The following is a 12,768-nucleotide window of genomic DNA, read 5'->3' on the forward strand; positions in this document are numbered from 1 at the left end:
TGCCTACCGCTGCTTACGGCGGCTCGCGGTCCCCATCGTCGGGATCAGGGTGAACACGGGCAGGCCGATGATCAGGTGCATGATCGCGGTGCCGATGCCGGTGGAGATCTCGGCCGACAGGGCCAACGGGATGACGATGCTCGCCGCGATGAGCAGCCCGACGACCCAGCGGTAGAACTGGTCGGGCGCGGGCGTGCCGATCTGCAGCAGGTACCAGAGTGCTCCGCCCAGGATGGCGACGACGAAGCCGACGAGCGCGAACCACAGTTCGTCCTGGGCAAGCGGATTCCAGATCCCGAGCTTGCCCGAATCGTTCACCTTCTGGGTGACGGTCCGGATGATCCAGCCGACCAGCCAGGCGGCGAGGCCGGTGACGACGCCGGTCATCAGGACGCCGCCGCAGAACATCAGCGGATCGATGTCGGGGCCGCGCCGCGGCGTTTTCGGCTTGGGGCTCTGCTGCGCGTACCCCTGTCGGGTGTAGTCCTGGGGCTGCTGGGAGTACTGCTGCTCGGTGTAGCCGTACTCGTAGTCGTTCGCCTGGCTGTACGCCCGGGTCTGCGGATTCTGGTTCGCCTGGTAGCGCGGGTCGCGCGGATCGTAGTTCGTCATCTCTCGCAAGCACCTTCGCCGTCGCATCGCCTCGTGCTCGCACACACCTGCCGTCCGACGAGCACCTCGTGCATCGAGTGTAACGACGACGGCGCGTTACAGGTCGACACCTGAACGTCTTCGACGCACTAAGCTCGGTCCACATGGGATATCCGCGCGACAATCTCGCACCCGGCGAACAGGTCGTCATCCATCGTCACCCGCATTGGAAGAGTCTCATCGTCCCGGTGCTGTTGTTCTTGGTGGTGACCGCGCTCGCCGGGGTGGCCCTCGGCTACATCAACACCAGCGATTCGTTGTCGGACGGGACGTCGATGTGGTTGACGATCGCGGTCATCGTCGTGTGGGCGGTGGCGACGGCGTACTGGCTGGCGCGCCCGGTGCTGTCGTGGCGGACGACCCATTTCGTCGTCACCGACCGCCGGGTCATGTATCGGAACGGGATCGTCACACGTTCGGGGATCGACATCCCGATGCGCCGGATCACGTCGGTCGAGTTCCGGCACGGTCTCGTCGACCGCATGCTGCGGACCGGCACGCTCGTCATCGAGTCGGCATCGGATGAACCGCTCTCGTTCCACGACATCCCGAACGTCGAAGCAGTCCACGCCGAGCTGTATCAGGAGATCCTCGACGAGGACGACGACAGTAACTTTGGCCGCAGTGACTATGGCCGGGGTGACTATGGCCGGGGTGACTACGGCCGGGGTGACTTTGGCCGGGGTGACTACGGCCGGGGGCGCCGCAGATGACAGCCGCCCGTCCGATCCTCTTGGCCGAAGACGACGCGGCGATCGCCGAACCGCTGGCACGCGCGTTGACTCGCGAGGGGCACGAGTGCGTGATCGCGCCGACCGGTCCCGACGCACTCGACGAGGTGCTGTCCGGCGACTATGGGCTGCTCATCCTCGACCTCGGGCTGCCGGGGATGGACGGTCTGGAGGTGTGCCGTACGGTTCGCGCACACCTACCGGAGATGGCGGTGCTGATGTTGACCGCCCGCACCGACGAGGTCGACTTCGTCGTCGGTCTCGACGCGGGCGCCGACGACTATGTGGGCAAGCCGTTCCGTCTGGCCGAACTCCTGGCCAGGGTGCGTGCGCTGATGAGACGCAGCACCGCCGCCGAGGACGAGGACGTGGTGCTCGACTACGGCGACATCCAGCTCGATGCGCGGGCGCGGCGAGTGGTCGTCGACGGCGAGGAACTGACGTTGGCCAACCGCGAGTTCGACCTGCTGCAGTTTCTGATGGAACGGCCCGGGGAGGCGCTCGCTCGCGACGAGATCATGACGCAGGTCTGGGGATCGGCCGATCTGCGGTCGTCGAAGACGCTCGACATGCACATCTCGTGGATCCGGCGGAAGATCGGCGACGACCAGCCGACGCGGAGCAAGCACATCGTCACCGTGCGCGGTGTCGGGTTCAGGTTCGATCCGTAGAGGTGTCCGCGTGCGCAATCGAATACTGAAGATGATGATCGTCACCGTCGCGTTGATGGGGCTCCTCCTCGGTGTGCCGTTGACGATCCTCTCCGTCCAGGCCATGTCCCAGGAGGCGCGCCAGAACCTGTCGTCGAGCCTCAAACGCATCTCCGAGTACGTGCTGTCCGAAGAGACTGGCGGCCACGGCGTCCCGCTCACCGACCTCGATCTCGACCAGTTCAGGCTGTTGGTCCCGTCGGGCGGGCGGCTGAGTCTCGACGTTGACGCCGATCGCCCGGACGGAACGGTGATGTCGGTGCATCGGGAGATCGGCGCCGAGCAGCATGCCGACACGATCGCCGAGTCGGTGAGTCTGGGGCCGCAGGCGCGCATGACTTTGGAGATTCCGGAGGAGAACGTGCGGCCACGGCAGCTGGTCGCGGTCGGGGTGCTGTTCCTGGTGATCACCGGGTCGGTCGCCGGTGGTGCGATCGTCGCGGTGGTAACGGCCCGCAGGCTGTCCGAGCCGTTGACGGCGGTCGCCGCACGTGCGGGTGCGATGGCCCGCGGTGACTTCTCATCCGAATGGCCGTCGTACGGCATCGACGAGCTCGACCGCGTCGCGGAGGCGTTGGCCGACGCGAACCGTGAGATCGTGTTGCGGCTGGAGCGGGAGGGCGAGATCGTCGGAGACGTCTCCCATCAGCTGCGTAGCAGGCTCACCGCTGTCCACCTGCGGTTGGACGAGCTGACTCTGCACAGCGACCCGGCCGTCGTCATCGAGGCGGAGGCCGGGCTCGAACAGGTCGAACGCCTGTCGCGGGAGCTCGACGAGCTGGTCGCCGCGTCGCGCGAGGACACCGCAGGCCGCGGCGCGATCGATGCGCGGGACGTCGTCGACACGTTGATCGGCGACTTCGAGCCGGCGTTCCGGGCCAAGGGCAGGCGGCTGCGCTCGGAGACATTGGGTCGGATCCCGATGATCGCCGGGAAGCCGGGGCGTCTCCGGGAGGCGTTGAGCGTGCTGATCGACAACTCGCTGCAGCACGGCGCGGGTACCACCACCGTTCGGATCGCGAACCTGCCGGCCGCCGAGATGGTGCGGTTGACGGTCGCCGACAGCGGGCCGGGCATCCCCGACGAGATCGCGCTGGACGTGTTTCGACGCGGGTTCTCCGGCGGCAGCCGCAGCGGTATGGGGCTGTCGTTGTCGCGGGCGCTCATCGAAGCCGAAGGCGGGCGGCTGGACCTGACGTCGCGGCGGCCCGCGGTGTTCGCGATCGTGCTACCGGCTCGAGGACGGCGGCCGTTCGACGACGGTCACGTCAGGCGTGACCGAGTTCCTCATCGGTGAGCTCGTCGGGGTTCGGGTTGACGTCGGTCGAGCCGCTGCCGCGCGGCTCCTCGTCGGGGAATGCGAAGCGTCGCAGCGCCCAGAATCGGAATGCCATGCCGAACAGGTTGCCGATGATGAACGCGAGTAAGAAGTCGAGGACGGCGAGCTCAAGGCCCGCCAAATTCTCACGCATCCCGAAGACGTTGTTGGCCAACCAGAGCGGGGCCGCGGTGAGAAGCACCGCGACGCCGCTGATCAGGAAGAACAGCAGGGCTTCGTGGTGTCGTTCGCGTCCGCCGCGATTCTTGAACGCCCACTCGCGGTTGAGGATGTAACTCAGGATCGTCGCGACGACGCCGGAGATGATCCGGGCGACCACTGGTTTCTGTTCGAGAACGGTGAACGCGAGCATGTAGTAGATCGCGGTGTCGATGACGAATGTCGTGCCGCCGACGATGGCGAATTTGATGAGCTCGCTGTGCTTCATGACGAGCCGGTGGAGTGGCCCCGGCAGCATGGAGACTGCCTTGTCGATTGTCAGCACAACGGACGAGTCTACGTAATCCTCCCGGCACACACACATCCGCGGACGTCTGTGCGGCGTTTCGTGCCGGACATGACACCATTGACGCCGTGAGTTCGCAACCGCGTCGTACAGAACTGGGTCGCACAGAATCGCGCCGGACAGAATCGGGCATGCCGACTGTCACCATGATCGGGGGCGGGCAGCTGGCCCGCATGACCCATCAATCCGCGATCGCGCTGGGCCAGTGCCTTCGTGTGCTGGCCAGTGGCCCGACCGACCCGGCGGCCCAGGTGAGCGGCGACGTCGTCTTCGGCTCTCACGAGGTCCTCGACGACCTTCGCGAGGCGGCTGAAGGCGCGGTCGCGTTGACGTTCGATCATGAGGGTGTCCCGTTGGGACTCCTGGAGGCGCTCGAGGCCGAGGGCGTCGCGGTGCGCCCGCCGTCGAAGGCGCTGCGGTTCGCGCAAGACAAGCTCGACATGCGCAACCGGCTCGCCGAACTGGGGCTGCCGGTGCCCGACTACGCCGACCTGTCGGGCGACGTCGCCGCGGCTCGCGACCAGTTGATCGTGTTCGGGGACCGGAACGACTGGCAGGTCGTGATCAAAGCGGTCCGCGGCGGCTACGACGGGCGTGGCGTGTGGCTGGTCGATGGTCGCGACGAGGCACTCGCGGTTTTCGACGAGCAGGCGGGCGGCGACACGGTTCTGATGGCCGAGCAGAAGGTGACGATGCGTCGGGAGCTGTCGGCGATGGTCGCGCGGTCGCCGTACGGTCAGGGCGCTGCGTGGCCGGTCGTCGAGACCGTCCAACGCAACGGGCAGTGCGCCGTGGTGCTCGCGCCCGCGCCCGACCTCGATCGCGAGATCGCGCAGCAGGCGCAGCAGATGGCGCTCCGATTGGCTGACGAACTCGGCGTGATCGGCGCGATGGCGATGGAACTCTTCGAGACCGCAGACGGCAGGCTCGTCGTCAACGAATTGGCGATGCGCCCGCACAACAGCGGCCATTGGACGATGGACGGTGCGGTCACCTCGCAGTTCGAGCAGCATCTGCGCGCAGTTCTCGACTATCCGCTCGGCGACACGTCACCCCGCGCGGAGGTCGTGGTCATGGCGAACGTCCTGGGCGCCGAGCAGACGCCGGAGATGTCGGTCGACGAACGTCTGCACCATCTGTTCGCGCGGATGCCCGATGCGAAGGTCCACATGTACGGCAAGGGAGAGCGGCGCGATCGGAAGGTCGGCCACGTCAACGTCGTCGGCGCACCCGGCGACGACGTGGACAGGGTCCGCGAACGCGCGGAACGTGCCGCGCACTGGATGAGCCACGCCGTCTGGACCGACGGCTGGGACCCGCACGCCTGACATTTCGCCGTACCACCACGTATAGCGGTAGAACTGGTCGGAAGCGGCTCGGAATCGACGAATACGCGTTGGTACGACGAACCACTTTGGAGGAAGACGAATGGCAGAACAGACAGGACCTCGCGTCGGCCTCATCATGGGCAGCGATTCGGACTGGCCGACGATGGAGGCCGCCGCCGAGGCACTCGCCGAGTTCGGCGTCCCGTTCGAGGTCGGTGTCGTCTCCGCGCACCGCACGCCGCAACGCATGCTCGACTATGCGAAGAACGCTGCCGCGCGCGGGGTCTCGGTGATCATCGCCGGTGCAGGCGGCGCGGCGCACCTGCCGGGGATGGTCGCGTCGGCGACGCCGCTGCCGGTGATCGGCGTGCCGGTCCCGCTCAAATACCTCGACGGCATGGATTCGCTGCTGTCGATCGTGCAGATGCCCGCGGGCGTCCCGGTCGCGACGGTGTCGATCGGCGGTGCACGGAACGCGGGACTCCTCGCCGTCCGCATTCTCGCCGCCGGCGATCCCGCCCTCCAGTCGGCGATGGAAACCTTCCAGGCGGGCCTGGAGACGATGGTCCTGGAGAAGGACGAGAAGCTCCGCACGACCCTCCTCGACGGCTGATCCGACGCAGGAGTCAGCGGGACAGTTCTCGCACCACGTCGCCCGCCGCGATGGCCCGGGCCGAGCGGAAGCCTGATCCGGCCCACAGGTTGATGACATGCGGATCGTCGGCCGCCGCTTTACGGATGCCGCCGGTCAACGTGTTGACCTGCGGGTAGGCCGACGGTGCGGCGGCCGTGTTGGCGCGGATGAAGTCGTTCTCCAACCCGCGGGCGAGGCGACCGGAGTAGGCGCGGGTGGTGACGGTCGTCGTGAACCGCGGGTCTGCCAGCGCGTCGCGATGTGCCTGCCGCGTGCCCGCTTCGGGAGTCCGCAACAGCAGCGTGCCGATCTGCGCGGCGGCCGCGCCCGCGTCGAGGATCGCGCGGACGTCGGCCGGTCCTGCGACACCGCCCGCACCGACCGTCGGCAGGCCGGTCTCGGCGACCACCGCGCGCACCAGATCGAGGGTCTCGACCTGTGGATCGGCGTCGGCGATGGCGAACGTCGCGCGATGTCCACCGGCCGAGAAGCCTTGCGCGCACAGTGAATCGACGCCGAGCTCGGCGGCGACGCGCGCCTCGGCCACGCTGGTCACGGTCGCCGACACGGCGACGTCCACCTCGTGCAGGCGGTCGACGACGCTGTGATCGGGGAGGCCGAACGTGAACGACACCACCGCCGGGCGTTCACGAACGAGCACGTCAACCTTGGCGTCGAACGAGTCGTCGGTGAACGGCACCGACTCCGGCAGGACGACGCCGACGCGCTCGGCGAGCGGTGCCAGTCGGTCGCGGTACGCAGCCAGCTCGTCAGGGTCGACGTCGACGCGTTCGGGCACGAACAGGTTGACGCCGAAGGGGCGCGAGGTGAGCGAGGCGATCTCGCGGACGGCCGCCGTCAACGCGCCCGACGACAGGTAGGCCCCGCCGTAGAAGCCGAACCCGCCTGCGTCCGATACGGCGGCGGTGAGCGCCGGGGTCGACACACCCCCGGCCATCGGGGCGCCGATGATCGTCGGCCCGGAATCGTCGAATGTGTGCACGGTCGTCCTCATCTCACTCGCAGGATCTCCAGGGGCAGCTCGGAGGTGAGCGTGAACCCCATCTTCTCGTACAGGCGGCGCGCCGGGTTGTCGGCCGTCGTGTGCAGGAACGGTGCGCGGCCGTCGGCGACGGTCATCTCCGCTACGGCGGCGACGAGCCGCCGCGCCAGCCCGCGTCCGCGCGCGTCGGGATGCGTGCACACCGCGCTGATCTCGGTCCATCCGGGCAGCTCCAGGCGTTGACCGGCCATGGCGAGAAGTCGGCCCGAGTCGGGGTCGCGGTAGCCGAGGTACGCGCCCATCTCGATGGTGCGAGGCAGGAACGGGCCCGGCTCGGTGAGCTCGACGAGCGCCGTCATCTCCGGCACGTCCGCGGGGCCGAGTCGAACCACCTCCGGATCGGCCGCGGGTGCGACGGCGTCACCGCGGTACTGCACCAGGGCGACGGTGGCGACCACCTCGAACTGGTCGGGCAGCCTCGTCCTGCGGTCGCGTAGGGATGCGGTACGCCCCCGTCCGGTCAAAGCGGCGAGGTCGGCGTAGTCCTGGTCGGTCATCTCGCGTGGATGACCGTAGAACACCGACACGTCGGGTTCGAAGGTGACGATGTTCCCGCGGGTCCGGGCGAACCGTGCCTGGGGTCCGCGCAGCGCGGCGGTGAACGGGTCATCGAGCACATTCGTTGGGACGGCCTGCGGGTTCACGCGTGCTGCAGCTTCTGCCGAAAGAACCCGATGATCTGGTCGAGGGTGTCGCGGGTCGGCTGGCCGGGCTCGTCGATGAGATGCTCGGTGACCACCGAGTGCGGCGGAAGGGTGCCGTCCGGGTTCGCTGCGTCGTCGGGGAGTTCGACACCGATGAAGGCGTCGCCGAGTTCGCGTCGGAGGAACTCGAACCGTCCGCCGGGCGAGAGTGCGTCGCCCTCGAAACGCGTGCCCATCACTTGCAGGCTCTCGCTGCGGCAGCGTGAACGCACGCACGCCAGGTCTTCCGGCGAGATGTCGATCGTGCGGCGTCGGCTCGGCGTGATGCCCAGCGGCAACGATGGCTGCGACAGGACTGGCGCGAGCATCGTGTCGTCCACCGACATTCCCAGCGCGAAGCCGCCGGTCACGCACATGCCGATCGCGCCGATCCCCGGACCGCCGCATTCGCGGTGGGCGACCCGGCCGAGTGCGCGGAGCCACGCCACGACCGGTGACGTCTCGCCGACGGCGAAGATCGTGAACTCGCGGCTCACGCACACCTTGCTCAGGGAGCGGACCATGCCAGCGCCCGCTCGCGGCAGGTCCGACAGTCCGCCTGGGTTCGGTTCGGCGCCGTCGACGCCGAACAACGACGGGACGAAGACAGTGAAGCCTGCGTCGGCGACACGGCGCGCGAACTCGGCGACCTTCGGGGTCACCCCGGGAATCTCCGGGATGACGATGACGGCGGGTCCGTCGCCGAGTCGATAGTAGTGGTGCGTGATCGCCTCGTGGGTGAACTCGCGGCGGTCGAATCCGGTGAGGGCAGCAGGGATTTCCACCACTCCAGCTTGCCTCACCTCCGCCGCGTTGGATACTGGATGCCATGAGTGCGGGCGCAGTAGCGAACGAGTCCGACTCGGCGGGATTCCGGATGCAGGTCGTCGCCGAGTCGATCCGATTGTTCGCCGAGCACGGATACGAGGCGACGACGGTCGACGCCGTCGCCGCGGCGGCCGGCGTGTCGCGTCGCACCCTGTTCCGACAGTTCCGGTCCAAAGAGGACTTCATCTTCGCCGACCACGAGCAGCTGATGGCGCTGGTCGCCGAGCAGTTGGCGGCGGCCGAGGCCGCAGGCGATGACCCGTGGTGGTCGGTCTGTCTCGCGGCCGAGGAGGTCTTCGCACACTTCGCGGCTCATCGTGACCTCGCGACGGGACGGTATCGAGTGGTGTCGCAGGTCCCCGCGCTGCGTGATCGGGAACTCGTCACCACCTACCGCTATCAGCGGCTCTTCGAGGATTCGCTGCGGCGTCGACTGCCGGATGTCCCACGTGTTCGGCAGGTGGCCTACGCGGCGGCGGTGACCGGTGCACACAATCATCTGCTTCGTCAGATGGTGCGGGGCGACGCGGCGGCGACCGCCGATGCGCTCCGCGCCGAGCTGCGACGGATCCACGCGAGCGCGGTGATGCCCAGCGGGGCAAGCGCACCGCAGACCAACGCGGTCACGGTGGTCGCCCACGGCGCGGATCTCAGTCCGGATGAGATAGCCGACATTGTCCGCGAACGATTGACCTGGCACGCAGTGCCATGATGAACTCAGGTAGTTCCCCAATCAGTGACACTCAGTGACAGCGCTGATGTCGGTTAAAGGAGTAGTCCATGGGCAAGTTCGGTAACCCCGATTTCGACCTCTTCCAGCTGCCGGAAGAACACGAGGCACTTCGTGAGGCGATCCGTGCGCTCAGCGAGAAGGAGATCGCGCCGCACGCGAAGGACGTCGACGAGAACGCCCGCTTCCCCGAGGAGGCTCGTGCCGCCCTCGTCGCCAACGGCTTCAACGCCGTGCACGTTCCCGAGCAGTTCGAAGGTCAGGGCGCCGACTCGCTCGCCGCCTGCATCGTGATCGAAGAGGTCGCCCGCGTCGACGTGTCCGCCTCGCTCATCCCGGCCGTCAACAAGCTCGGCACCATGGGCCTGATCCTCTCCGGTTCGGACGAGCTCAAGGCCAAGGTCCTGCCGTCGATCGCATCGGGTGAGGCGATGGCGTCGTACGCCCTGTCCGAGCGCGAAGCGGGCAGTGACGCCGCGGCCATGAAGACCCGCGCCCGCCGCGACGGCGACACCTGGGTGCTCAACGGCTCCAAGTGCTGGATCACCAACGGTGGACAGTCCGCCTGGTACACCGTCATGGCCGTCACCGACCCCGAGAAGGGCGCCAATGGCATCTCGGCGTTCATGGTCCACAAGGACGACCCGGGCTTCACCGTCGGACCGCTCGAGCACAAGCTCGGCATCAAGGGCAGCCCGACCGCCGAACTGTATTTCGAGAACTGCACCATCCCCGAGGACCGGATCATCGGTGACGAGGGCACCGGCTTCAAGACCGCGCTCGCCACCCTCGATCACACCCGCCCGACGATCGGCGCGCAGGCGATCGGTGTCGCTCAGGGTGCGCTCGACGCGGCCATCGCTTACGTCAAGGAGCGCAAGCAGTTCGGCAAGACCATCAGCCAGTTCCAGGGCGTCGAGTTCATGATCGCCGATATGGCGATGAAGGTCGAGGCCGCTCGCCTCATGGTGTACGCGGCGGCATCACGTGCCGAGCGCGGCGCAGGCCCCCTCGGGTTCATCTCGTCGGCGTCCAAGTGCATGGCGTCCGACGTCGCGATGGAGGTCACCACCGACGCCGTCCAGCTGTTCGGCGGTGCCGGCTACACCACCGACTTCCCGGTGGAGCGCATGATGCGTGACGCCAAGATCACCCAGATCTACGAGGGCACCAACCAGGTCCAGCGCATGGTCATGGCTCGCGCGCTGCTGCGCGGCTGAGTCGAGAAGACGCCTCACGAACGATCGCCCGCACCGGCCGGACCGCACTCGGCGACCACGAGGCGGTTCCGGCCGGTGCGTTTGGCCTCGTACAGGGCGTCGTCGGCGCGGCTCATCGCCGAACCGAGGTCCTCGGAGGCGTCGGCGACGGCCAGGCCCGCCGACACGGTGACCGGCCAGCCGGGCACCGGCGACTCGATGTGGGCTTCTTCGACGGCGGCGACCAGCTGTCGCGCACGGTCGGCCACGGTCGACGCGGTGTCGCCGGTGATGATCGCCGCGAACTCCTCGCCGCCGAGTCGATAGATCCGCGCAGGCACAGCTCTCGCGGACTGGGTGAGCACGTCCGCGATCTGATCGAGGCACCCGTCGCCCGCGAGGTGCCCGAATGCGTCGTTGAATTGTTTGAGATGGTCTACGTCGATCATCACGATCGCTCTGACACCGGTGTCACCGTCGGCGGGTCGGCTGGCGGAGTCCTCGGCGAACTGCCGTCGGTTCGGTAAGCCGGTCAGCGGATCGGTCCGTGCGAGAGCATGCAGGCGTTGGGACCGCTGCCAGTTGAGATTGGCCGCGCGCTGCAGCCGGTACGACGCCTGGATCACCACCGCCGTCATGAAGGTCATCGGCGAGAACGCGAGGTAATCGCCGTCGTAGGCAGGAACGGCGAGGCACTCGACGACAAGGATCCCGATGTACAGGACGACCATCGCGGGGAACATCAACCGGAACCGGATCTGCACGACGCCGAGGCTGAGTAGGACGGCGACCGGCATCAGGAAGGTGACGATCTCCTGCGCGTGAGGAACGTCGGACGCGCGCAACCACATCTGTCCGGCGATGACCAGGGCGACGCATACGACATGGATGACGGCTGCCCACGGACGCAGACGTCGCCAGGTCGCGGCGACGATGGCTACGACCGCGGCCGGAATCATCAGGAAGCCGTACACCACCCGGCTCGTCGTCACGGTGGTGTCCGGGAGCGCGAGCAGGCCGGGCGCGACAGCGGCGACGGCGACGACGATCAGCGCGATGCCTGCCATGATCACTCGCCGGGCGACGAGTCCTGAACGGTCGAAGTCGGCGAGGAACGCACGATCATGTTCACCCAGGGGATCCTCGACCTCGACGGACACCTCGTCGACCGGTCGTTGCAGTCGGGCGTCGACCGTCGGGTCTGAGTCCGGGATCAGCGTCGCGGCTGCCACGAGTCGGTTTCGTCCGTCGTGCTTCGCTCGGTAGAGTGCGGCGTCGGCGGTGGCCGTGAGTACCGCTGCGGCGCGGGCGGGGTCCTCGGGCGGCGACCCGAGTGAGGCGAATCCGGCGGATGCGGTCACGGGCGTGTCGAACCGTCCGGACGGCAGCTGGAGCGATGCCAGATCGCCACGAACCCGGTCGGCCTGAGCGCGGGCGGTCTCCGGGTCGTCGCCCGACCACACGACGACGAACTCCTCGCCCGACAACCGCGCCGTGAACGTGCTCGGTCCGTCCACCGAATCGGCGATGCTGCGGCCGATCGCGGCGAGCGTGCGGTCACCGGCTGCGTGCCCCAGGGCGTCGTTGAGAACCTTGAATCGGTCGACGTCGAGGATGGCGAGCGACACCGGCAGCGGACCGTCGGTCAGCGCTCTCTGAAGCTCGTGATCGAAAGCACGCCGATTGGGCAGCCGGGTCAGTTCGTCCGTGGTCGACAGGGTGTTCAGGCGACGCTCGCGCACCCAGCCCAGTTCGGTCTCACGCTCGTGGAGCCAGGACGACGCCAGCGGCACGAAGAAGATCGCGCCCGCCGCGCCGATGTCGACGACGCTCGCGCTGGTGATCGGGATCGTCGTCGCCTCGATGATCGCGAGAGTCGCGAAGCCGACGAGCATCGCGGGCACCAGCACGACGAACCGAATGTGCACCACCAACAGGCTCGCAAGGTACGCGATCGGTATCAGGATGGGGATCTCGTCGTAGCCGCCCTGCTCCGACAGCGACCGAATCACCATGAAGGTGATGACATCGAGATACACGGACGCGATGAACAGCCCCGTCGACCAGGGCGGTGGCGTGCGAGGCAGACAACTCACCACCCGGATCGCGGCCGGCACGACGAGCCAGAGGCTCGCGAACGCCCAGTCGTGGATGAGCGGATGCGGTTCGTTGAACAGGATCGGACGCAGTATCCACATCGCGGCCAGTCCCAGCGCCATGATCACGGTGACCTGCGCTTTGGTCGCTCGGCCTGCCGCGACGAAGTCCGCGTGGAACAGCGCGGACTCGTGGGACCGGGACGCAGGGAGACGAATCATAGGCGGGACTGAGAACTTTCGTGGCAGGGGACGGCGAGGTCGAGCAGTG

13 protein-coding genes are annotated in these 12,768 nt (G+C 67.7%); 7 read left to right on the forward strand and 6 right to left on the reverse strand.

The window, feature by feature from the left end; all coding sequences use genetic code 11:
- Window positions 1–3: 3 nt before the first annotated feature.
- Window positions 4–612, reverse strand: a complete 609-nt coding sequence (locus L5G28_RS16755; RefSeq protein WP_237002518.1) for a DUF6069 family protein — start codon at window positions 610–612, stop codon at window positions 4–6.
- Between the two features lie 143 nt (window positions 613–755).
- On the opposite strand from L5G28_RS16755, the gene L5G28_RS16760 reads away from it, so the two are divergent.
- Genes L5G28_RS16760 through L5G28_RS16770 form a run of 3 tightly spaced genes read left to right on the forward strand, consistent with a single transcriptional unit; the run spans window position 756 to window position 3,389 of the window.
- Window positions 756–1,364, forward strand: a complete 609-nt coding sequence (locus L5G28_RS16760) for a PH domain-containing protein (RefSeq protein WP_237002519.1) — start codon at window positions 756–758, stop codon at window positions 1,362–1,364.
- A complete protein-coding gene (locus L5G28_RS16765) occupies window positions 1,361–2,053 on the forward strand; it encodes a response regulator transcription factor (RefSeq protein ID WP_237002520.1) in 693 nt (230 codons plus the stop codon). The genes L5G28_RS16760 and L5G28_RS16765 overlap by 4 nt, the downstream gene beginning before the upstream one ends.
- Window positions 2,054–2,063: 10 nt before the next feature.
- Entirely contained in the window at window positions 2,064–3,389 is a 1,326-nt protein-coding gene (locus L5G28_RS16770; RefSeq protein ID WP_237002521.1) for a sensor histidine kinase, read from the forward strand.
- Here the strand turns inward: L5G28_RS16770 and L5G28_RS16775 are convergent.
- Complete coding sequence (locus tag L5G28_RS16775) at window positions 3,361–3,888, reverse strand: GtrA family protein (RefSeq protein WP_265744508.1); 528 nt, start codon at window positions 3,886–3,888, stop codon at window positions 3,361–3,363. The genes L5G28_RS16770 and L5G28_RS16775 overlap by 29 nt on opposite strands.
- Window positions 3,889–4,067: 179 nt before the next feature.
- Here L5G28_RS16775 and L5G28_RS16780 point away from each other — a divergent pair, with 179 nt between their 5' ends.
- The gene (locus L5G28_RS16780; protein ID WP_237002523.1) at window positions 4,068–5,264 is read left to right on the forward strand and encodes a 5-(carboxyamino)imidazole ribonucleotide synthase; all 1,197 of its coding nucleotides are present in this window, start codon (window positions 4,068–4,070) and stop codon (window positions 5,262–5,264) included.
- Window positions 5,265–5,364: 100 nt separating this feature from the next.
- Entirely contained in the window at window positions 5,365–5,877 is a 513-nt protein-coding gene (gene purE / locus L5G28_RS16785) for a 5-(carboxyamino)imidazole ribonucleotide mutase (protein WP_237002524.1), read from the forward strand.
- 13 nt (window positions 5,878–5,890) lie between these two features.
- Here the strand turns inward: purE and L5G28_RS16790 are convergent, their stop codons facing one another.
- The 3 genes from L5G28_RS16790 to L5G28_RS16800 are packed head-to-tail and all read right to left on the reverse strand — an operon-like array spanning window position 5,891 to window position 8,423.
- Entirely contained in the window at window positions 5,891–6,913 is a 1,023-nt protein-coding gene (locus L5G28_RS16790; protein WP_237002525.1) for a nitronate monooxygenase, read from the reverse strand.
- Window positions 6,910–7,605, reverse strand: coding sequence for a GNAT family N-acetyltransferase (locus L5G28_RS16795; protein ID WP_237002526.1), 696 nt, complete (start codon window positions 7,603–7,605; stop codon window positions 6,910–6,912). Before L5G28_RS16795 ends, L5G28_RS16790 begins: the two co-directional genes overlap by 4 nt.
- Window positions 7,602–8,423, reverse strand: coding sequence for a dienelactone hydrolase family protein (locus tag L5G28_RS16800; protein WP_237002599.1), 822 nt, complete (start codon window positions 8,421–8,423; stop codon window positions 7,602–7,604). The genes L5G28_RS16795 and L5G28_RS16800 overlap by 4 nt, the downstream gene beginning before the upstream one ends.
- 50 nt (window positions 8,424–8,473) lie before the next feature.
- On the opposite strand from L5G28_RS16800, the gene L5G28_RS16805 reads away from it, so the two are divergent.
- The gene (locus L5G28_RS16805; RefSeq protein WP_237002527.1) at window positions 8,474–9,184 is read left to right on the forward strand and encodes a TetR/AcrR family transcriptional regulator; all 711 of its coding nucleotides are present in this window, start codon (window positions 8,474–8,476) and stop codon (window positions 9,182–9,184) included.
- Between the two features lie 68 nt (window positions 9,185–9,252).
- Window positions 9,253–10,422 (forward strand): acyl-CoA dehydrogenase, encoded by a 1,170-nt coding sequence (locus L5G28_RS16810; RefSeq protein WP_236999474.1) that lies wholly within the window; start codon window positions 9,253–9,255, stop codon window positions 10,420–10,422.
- Window positions 10,423–10,436: 14 nt separating this feature from the next.
- Here L5G28_RS16810 and L5G28_RS16815 read toward each other — a convergent pair whose 3' ends face one another.
- Window positions 10,437–12,719, reverse strand: coding sequence for a GGDEF domain-containing protein (locus tag L5G28_RS16815; RefSeq protein WP_237002528.1), 2,283 nt, complete (start codon window positions 12,717–12,719; stop codon window positions 10,437–10,439).
- Window positions 12,720–12,768: the final 49 nt, after the last annotated feature.

The organism is Gordonia liuliyuniae (assembly GCF_021739025.1).
GTDB classification, from domain to species: Bacteria; Actinomycetota; Actinomycetes; order Mycobacteriales; family Mycobacteriaceae; genus Gordonia; species Gordonia liuliyuniae.